This window comes from Caballeronia sp. (assembly GCF_049581465.1).
Taxonomy (GTDB): domain Bacteria; phylum Pseudomonadota; class Gammaproteobacteria; order Burkholderiales; family Burkholderiaceae; genus Caballeronia.
Window position 1 is genome coordinate 1 of record NZ_JBAUSA010000985.1, and the last position, 7225, is coordinate 7225.

5 protein-coding genes are annotated in these 7225 nt (G+C 61.1%); 3 read left to right on the forward strand and 2 right to left on the reverse strand.

Going from position 1 to position 7225, the window contains the following annotated elements; all coding sequences use genetic code 11:
- Positions 1–157: 157 nt before the first annotated feature.
- A complete protein-coding gene (locus WCA53_RS24175; protein WP_423916402.1) occupies positions 158–1276 on the reverse strand; it encodes a glycosyltransferase in 1119 nt (372 codons plus the stop codon).
- 322 nt (positions 1277–1598) lie between these two features.
- Between WCA53_RS24175 and WCA53_RS24180 the strand changes: the two genes are divergently transcribed.
- Positions 1599–2363 (forward strand): glycosyltransferase family 2 protein, encoded by a 765-nt coding sequence (locus WCA53_RS24180; RefSeq protein WP_423916405.1) that lies wholly within the window; start codon positions 1599–1601, stop codon positions 2361–2363.
- 48 nt (positions 2364–2411) lie between these two features.
- Here the strand turns inward: WCA53_RS24180 and dnaE are convergent, their stop codons facing one another.
- Positions 2412–5978 carry a DNA polymerase III subunit alpha gene (gene dnaE, locus WCA53_RS24185; protein WP_423916410.1) on the reverse strand — a complete coding sequence of 1189 codons (3567 nt, stop codon included), beginning with the start codon at positions 5976–5978 and terminating at the stop codon, positions 2412–2414.
- A gap of 239 nt (positions 5979–6217) precedes the next feature.
- Between dnaE and WCA53_RS24190 the strand changes: the two genes are divergently transcribed.
- On the forward strand, positions 6218–7090 hold the full coding sequence (locus WCA53_RS24190; RefSeq protein WP_423916408.1) for a sulfurtransferase: 873 nt from the start codon (positions 6218–6220) through the stop codon (positions 7088–7090).
- Between the two features lie 22 nt (positions 7091–7112).
- The coding region (locus WCA53_RS24195) for a glutamate--tRNA ligase family protein (protein ID WP_423916412.1) at positions 7113–7225 on the forward strand (113 nt) is incomplete at its 3' end.

Sequence of the window (7225 nt, forward strand, 5' to 3'; positions counted from 1 at the left end):
TTCGTCGCGGCTCGTCTCGCCATTGCGGTCGAAGCCGTCGCGCAGGTCGGCGAGGCGCTTCGGATTGGTATCGAAACCAATGGTCCGCCGTTGCAAACCAAACGCGATGGCGACCGGCAAGCCCACGTAGCCCAGGCCGACGACCGAAACGTGGCGCTCATGCATGAGGATGCACGCCCGCACGTTTCATCGCGCCTCGCTCGGCCAGGCTGCTACGGTAGAACTCGATCATTTCGTCCGCCATCGTGTCGACGGAAAAACGCGACCGCGTGATCCGCGAGCCCTCGTTACCCATCCGGCGACGCTCATCCGGTGAATCGATCAGGTGCAGCAACGCGCCGGCGAGCGCGCGGTCGTCGTGCGCGGGGACGAGCAATCCGTTCACTCCGTCTTCGATCACCTCGGGCACGCCGTCCACCGCCGTACCGATTACCGGCAGCCCTGCCGCCATCGCCTCGATAAACGATGTGCCGAGCGCCTCCTGATAGGTCGGCAGTACGAACAGGTCGAAACCGGCCAGTACGTTCGGAATATCACGGCGCAGGCCCAGGAAATGGATATGGCTGGCGAGACCCTGCGCACGCACGCTCGCCTCGATTTCACTGAAGAGAGGACCGTCGCCGGCAAACACGAAATGCAGGTTCGGACGCTGTTCGATCAAAGGGCCGGCCACGCGGATCAAGTCGGCATGGCCCTTTTTCTCACGCAGGATAGCAACCGTGCCGGCAATCACGGCTTCGTCTCCAAGACCCAGCTCGGCGCGCAGCGTGGACCTGCTCACGGGAGGCTGCCGGACGATGCCCGTATAGATAGTGACGACGTCCCTCTGCGGCACGCCCTCGGACACGAGGTATCGCCGGACCCAGTCGCTCACTGCCACCACCTTGTGCGGCAGCCACGTGTAGGTGGCGCGCGACGTAATCGCGAGCGCCAAATGCCGTGTGCGTGCTATCAGCGGCGTGCGGGCGACCCGCGCGGCCGCGCCGCCGAGCAAGCTATCGCGGCCGCTGTGGGTATTTAGCACATCGAAACGACCGTGCTTCAGGATTTTCCGCATGGCGCAAACGGCACTCAGGTCCGCGCCCGAACGCATGGCTACGTGATGGACCGTGAAGCCCTCGCCGGCAAGCCGCTCGCCTAGCCGCGCATGCGGCACGCACACGAGTTCCAGATCATGGCCGCGCTCGCGCAGCGCCAGCATTTCCTTGAACGTGCGATGCTCCTGGCCGCCCCACCCGTTGGACGATTCGCTGTGCAGGATTCTCAGCGGTTTCATTTCGATGGAACTCCGGGTGAAACGAGTGTTGATGGGTGAAGTTGAGGGTCAAGTTGATTCCCGCGTTCGCGCACGGTCGGTTCCCTCAAGCGCGGTCGAGTTCAGGACAAATCGCGTGGCGTGGGCCAAGAGCGAGTTGCCGGCGGTGGCAAAAGCACAGCGCAATAACGCGGGCGGAGCACGGCTAACCGCCCGTCTGGTATAAGCTTCAGCCGCCGCCGAACTCGAACAATCGACGAGGCAGCGACTATAAGCGCTGTACTTGCCGGTAAACCCGTTAGCATCAAATTATCGCAATTCGCGTCACCGACCCAGTTTCTACATGACTCGACCGACACTAGGCATTGCCCTCATCACGTTCAACGCGGCCGCCCGGCTTGCCCAATGCCTGGAAGCGGTCTCTTTCGCCGATGAAATCGTCGTGCTCGACGGCGGCAGCACGGACGCGACCGTTGGAATTGCCGAAGCGCATGGCGCACGGGTCATCGATGCGCCCGACTGGCCGGGCTTCGGCCCGCAGAAGAACCGTGCGCTCGACGCACTCGGCACGGACTGGATACTGTCCATTGATGCCGATGAAGTCGTGTCGCCTGAATTGGCGGTTGCAATTCGCTCGGCGCTTGGGCGTCCCAACGCCGATGTCTACGCGGTAGACCGGTTATCGAATTTTTGTGGGCAATGGGTGTATCACGGCGGCTGGTATCCAGACTGGATTCCGCGTCTTTTCAAGCGCGGCGCAGCGCGTTTCTCCGATGACCTCGTTCACGAAAGGCTCGTACGGTCAAACCCGGACGCGAAGATCGCGCGCCTGAACGGCAAGCTGATGCATTACTCGTATGAGGACTTTGAAGACGTATTGCGCAAGCTCGACGCGTACTCCACGGCCGGTGCACAACAGCGCCAGGCGGCCGGCAAGCGAGGCAGCTTCGGGCTTGCCGTGTCGCGTGGCGCATGGGCGTTCATTCGCACTTATTTTCTGCGACGCGGCTTTCTGGACGGCCGCGCCGGCTTCATGATCGCGGTCTTCAACGCGCAGACGGTGTACTACCGCTTCCTGAAACTCGCGCAGTTGAATCAGCCGCGCTAGCGCGGATGCGTTTCCTCGCACGCATGCACGCGTGCGAGGACAACACATTTAATAAACGATTTCGATCGAGCTTCCTGCGAACTCACCACGCAATGCCGTGATGAGGTCGTCGGTCGGCTTGACGCGCCAGGCGTCGCCGAGCCGCACCTCACCTTCCGCATGCTCGCTTCGATAAACAATGCTCACGTTGAGCCCATTGGGAATATGAACCGGCTGACGTTGAGCGCGCCCGTCGCGGCCGCCGTCCCGCTCTCCTCCCCTGGGACCCCGCGACGGAACCTGAACGGATGGCGCAGCGGGGGCCACTTCGGGCGGCGCGCAATACGCTTGCAAAACCTTTTTCAGGCGCAAGGGGTCGGCATTGCCATTCATTTCCACCTTCACCGCCTGCGCATAACGGCTGCGTGCCCGCTCCAGGTCCATCGCGGCTTCAACCGTAAAACGAATCCCGCCCGTGAACGCGTCGTTGCGCGCCTGCCCCTGGACGACCAGCAACTCGTCTTCCTTGTACAGCCCCTTGTTCGCTTCAAACTGCTCGTTAAACACGGTCACTTCGCACTGCCCCGTGCCGTCGTCGAGATTGACGATCAGCATCTTTCCCCGCTGGGTCATCTGCGTACGCATAGTCGTGATCACACCCGCCACGAGCTTTTCGCGCCCTTCCTTCAGTTCGCCGATTTTCTGGCGCACGAAGCGGCGCACTTCGCCCTTGTAGGCGTCAAAAAGATGACCCGACAAGTAGAAGCCGAGCGCGCTCTTCTCTTCCTGCAAGCGCTTCTTGTCCGACCACATGGCTTCGTCGACGAGATCATGGCCCTGGCTCGGCTCACCGCCCATGTCGAAGAGGCCCGACTGCATGGCGTTGGCGGCGGCCTGGTCGGCAGCTTCCATGGCGAGTGGCACCGACGCAATCAGTTGCGCGCGATTTTCATGCAGGGAATCGAACGCACCCGCGCGAATCAGCGATTCAACCGTGCGGCGATTCACCATGCGACGATCCACACGCATGCAGAAATCGAAGAGATCGGTGAACGGCGACTCCTCGCGCACCCGCAGAATCTCTTCGATAGCGCTCTGCCCGCTGCCCTTGACCGCGCCGAGGCCATAGCGAATGGTCTTTGAGCGCTTGCCGTCCGTCCCGGCGACCGGCTCGAATCGATACGCCGACTGGTTGATACTAGGCGGCAACACCGCCATGCCGTTAGCCAGACAGTCTTCGAAAAGAATCTTGACCTTGTCGGTATCGTCCATGGCAAGCGACATATTCGCTGCCATGAATTCGGCCGGATGATGCGCCTTGAGCCATGCGGTGAAATACGCAAGCAGCGCGTACGCAGCCGCATGCGACTTGTTGAAACCGTAGCCGGCGAACTTTTCCATCAAGTCGAAGATCTCGTCGGCTTTCGCGGCCGTGAGGCCGTTCTGCGCCGCGCCCTGACGGAACAATTCGCGATGCTCCGCCATCTCCTCGGCCTTCTTCTTGCCCATCGCGCGGCGCAGCAAGTCGGCGCCACCGAGCGAATATCCGCCGATGATCTGCGCCATCTGCATCACCTGCTCCTGATAGACCATGATGCCGTAGGTCTCTTTCAGGACGGTCTCGACGCGCGGATCCGGATACTCGACGATTTCACGACCGTGCTTACGCGCGCAAAAGCTGGGTATCAGGTCCATTGGACCCGGTCGATACAACGCGACCAGCGCGATGATGTCCTCGAACCGGTCAGGCTGCGCGTCTTTCAGCATGCCCTGCATGCCGCGGCTTTCAAGCTGGAACACGGCGACCGTGTTGGCCTTCTTGAGAATCTGGAACGAAGCGGGGTCGTCGAGCGGAACCTGGGAGAGATTCCAGTCTTTCTTCGAAGGATCGAGCCGGCGGATATAGCGCTCGGCCCAATCGAGAATGGTCAGCGTGGTGAGGCCCAAGAAGTCGAACTTCACCAGGCCGACTGCTTCCACGTCGTCCTTGTCGTACTGGCTGACTACGCCGCCGTCTTCGCCCTGCGTATAAAGCGGACAGAAATCCGTGAGTTTGCCCGGCGCGATCAACACGCCGCCCGCGTGCATGCCGACGTTGCGCGTAAGCCCCTCCACGCGCTGCGCGAGTTCGAGTAACTGATGCACTTCGTCTTCGTTGTCGAAGCGTTCCTGCAGCGCCGGCTCTTCCTTCATCGCATCCGCGATGGTCACGTGCTTGCCCGGCTTGAACGGAATCAGCTTCGCGATACCGTCGGTGAACATGTAGCCGAGATCGAGTACCCGGCCAATGTCGCGCACGGCTGCCTTGGCCGCCATCGTGCCGAAGGTCGCAATCTGGGACACCGCGTCCGCGCCGTACTTTTGCTTCACATACTGGATGACGCGGTCACGTCCTTCCTGACAGAAGTCGATGTCGAAGTCGGGCATCGACACGCGTTCCGGGTTCAGGAAACGTTCGAAAAGCAGGTTGTATTTGAGCGGATCGAGGTCGGTAATGAAAAGCGCATACGCGACGAGCGACCCCGCACCCGACCCCCGGCCTGGACCGACCGGCACGCCATTGTTCTTCGCCCACATGATGAAGTCGGCAACGATCAGGAAGTAGCCCGGAAAACCCATCTTGATGATCGTGCCGCACTCGAATTCCAGCCGCTTGTAGTACGTCTCGCGTTGCGCCTCGCGGGTGGCTTCGTGGGGGTAAAGCTGAGCGAGCCGGACCTCCAGCCCTTCTTTGGACAACTGCACGAGATAGTCGTCGAGCGACATGCCGTCGGGCGTTGGAAAGAGCGGCAACTTGGGCTTGCCAAGCTCCAGTTTCAGATTGCAGCGCTTTGCAATTTCCACCGTGTTCGCGAGCGCGGAGGGAATGTCGGCAAACAGCGCGCACATCTCTTCTTGCGTCCGGAAATACTGGTCGGTGGTAAAACGCCTCTGACGTCGCGGATTCCCAAGGATATCGCCCTCGGAAATACACACGCGCGCTTCGTGCGCGGTGAAATCGTCCGGGGTCATGTATTGCATGGGATGGGTCGCGACCACCGGCAACTTAAGCTTCGCGGCAAGCGCGACAGCCTGCTGGATATAAGTCTCCCCACCGGGCAGACCCGCGCGTTGCAACTCGATATAAAACGCGTCCGGAAACAGCTTGGCCCAGCGCTCGGCGTTGCGTTGAGCGGCCTGATCATTGCCTGCAGTGAACGCCATGCCGATGTCGCCGTACTGCGCGCCCGAAAGCGCCAGCAAGCCCTCCGCCAGACCCTCTTCAAGCCATTGCACGTCGACTTCGGCCCGCCCTCGATACTGGTTCGTGAGCCACGCCTTGGAAAGCAGTTCGCAGAGGTTGAGATAGCCCCGATGGTTTTTCACCAGCAAAAGCAGCCGCGCGGGCTTGTCGCGGTCAGCCGGGTTGGTGATCCACACGTCGCAACCGGCGATGGGCTTGACGCCCTTGCCGCGCGCTTCCTTATAGAACCGGACGAGGCCGAACGCATTGCCGAGATCGGTTAGCGCGAGCGCGCCCTGACCGTCCTTGGCAGCGGCCTTGACGACGTCGTCAATGCGCACGATGCCGTCGGCAATCGAGAATTCGGAGTGAACACGAAGATGGACAAAGCGGGGATCTGACATGACCGATATTGTACAGGTGACTATTCAATGAATTCGTTCGACGCGGTCGCGTTAGCCATCTGGCCAGGGCTTGTGATGCAGCAAAAAAAGGTGCCGCATCGCTAGCGATCGCTGGCCATTCGGTCGAATCGGATACGCCCGATGTTTGCGGGATAATACGCACTCGGGGAATCGCCTCGGGCGCGCCGCGAATGCGCTATTCCATCCGGAATCGCCCGCTTTCCAGCACTTTTTAGAGCATTTGCACCATGAGCATCGTCAATCTTTCCGCATATAAATTCGTGACCGTCGACAACGGCGCCGAGTGGCGCCCACACATGATCGAGCATTGCCGCGCGCTCGGCCTGCGCGGCACGATCCTTCTCGCTCCCGAGGGCATCAACCTGTTCGTCGCGGGCGAGCCGGAGCCAATTGCCTCGTTCATCGAATACCTGCGTTCCGATCCCCTTTTTGAAGGCAAGTTCACCGATCTGCAGTTCAAGGAAAGCGTCTCGGAAACGCAGCCGTTCGGCAAGATGCTCGTGAAGCTCAAGCGTGAAATCATCACCATGAAGAAGCCCGCTATCCGGCCAGAACTGGGCCGCGCGCCGTCAGTTGCGGCTGCTACGCTCAAAGGCTGGCTGGATCGCGGACACGACGACGAAGGGCGTCCCGTCGTGATGCTGGATACGCGCAATGCGTTCGAAGTGGATGTCGGAACCTTCGATCAGGCGCTCGATTACCGCATCGCCTCATTCAGCGAATTTCCGGGCGTGATCGAGGAACGCCGCGCGGATCTGGAAGGCAAGACAATCGTGTCGTTCTGCACCGGCGGCATTCGGTGCGAGAAAGCAGCCATCCACATGAAGGAAGTGGGCATTGACCATGTCTATCAGCTCGAGGGCGGCATCCTCAAGTACTTTGAGGAAGTAGGCGGCGCACATTACACCGGCGACTGCTTTGTGTTCGACGAACGGACCGCACTGAACGCGGCCCTTGAACCCGCCGCCCCAGTGGAATCCGCCGAATGTTACGCCGCCGCGAGCGCCGAAGATCAGAAGTCGTTCATCGAGCCAGATGAGCAACTACCGGTTGCGCGACTCGAGGCCCACAACAACGCGCCGCGCGACACCGCGCGCTAAGCAAGTTCAACGCGCGCCCCGGATGAATCCGAACCGCCGTTATCGCGGACGCTTTGCACCCTCGCCCACCGGCCCGCTTCATTTCGGCTCGCTGGTCAGTGCGCTTGCCAGCTTCCTTGACGCACGCGCTCACGA

What these genes read in the sequence shown, in the direction of transcription:
- WCA53_RS24175 (WP_423916402.1), bottom strand. Translation starts at nt 1,276, where the DNA reads ATGAAACCGCTGAGAATCCTGCACAGCGAATCGTCCAACGGGTGGGGC.
- WCA53_RS24180 (WP_423916405.1), top strand. Translation starts at nt 1,599, where the DNA reads ATGACTCGACCGACACTAGGCATTGCCCTCATCACGTTCAACGCGGCC.
- WCA53_RS24190 (WP_423916408.1), top strand. Translation starts at nt 6,218, where the DNA reads ATGAGCATCGTCAATCTTTCCGCATATAAATTCGTGACCGTCGACAAC.